Annotated in this window: 1 protein-coding gene; it reads left to right on the plus strand. The window is 54.9% G+C overall.

The genetic code is table 11. The annotated features are described in order from the left end of the window. Positions 1-133 precede the first annotated feature (133 nt). On the plus strand, positions 134-650 hold a 517-nt coding region (locus tag ACTHUR_RS15040), incomplete at its 3' end, for a THUMP domain-containing class I SAM-dependent RNA methyltransferase (RefSeq protein ID WP_440399411.1).

Genomic DNA, 650 nt, shown 5'->3' on the forward strand with positions numbered 1-650 from the left:
CCTTCAAGCGGCGACGGAGCAATACGCGGCAGAGGCATAGCGGGTTCAGTTTAAACGGATTTGGCGTTGTCCCGCCTGTCCTGATTGAAGTTTAATCCGCCATCCGAATACGTCGCCCATCCGAAAGGTTCGCATGACCACTTATTCCCTCTTCGTTACCTGCCCGCGCGGTCTCGAAGCCCCTTTATCCCAAGAACTCGAACAACTCAAATGCCAAGACATCCGCGCCGTTGACGGCGGCGTCGCGTGCAAAGGCGGTATGGAGAAGGTATACCGCATCAACCTGCATTCGCGTACCGCCAGCCGCGTGCTGCTGCGCCTGACCAAAAGCGGCTACCGCAGCGAGCAAGACATTTATAAAGCAGCGAAAAATATCCGCTGGACGGATTGGTTCGACTTGGAACAAACCTTCAAAGTCAAAGTAGAAGGCAAACGCGCCCAAGTCAAAAGTTTGGATTTTGTCGGACTGAAAATCAAAGATGCCGTGTGCGACGTGTTCCGCGACGCTTGCGACGCGCGCCCCAGTGTCGGCAAAATCCGCCCCGACATCCGCATCCATGCCTTTATCGACGAGCGCGACATTCAAATTTTCATCGACACGTCCGGCGAAGCTTTGTTTAAACGCGGCTACCGCCAAGACACGGGTGAAG

The sequence above is a fragment of the Neisseria sp. P0021.S007 genome (genome assembly GCF_051956855.1).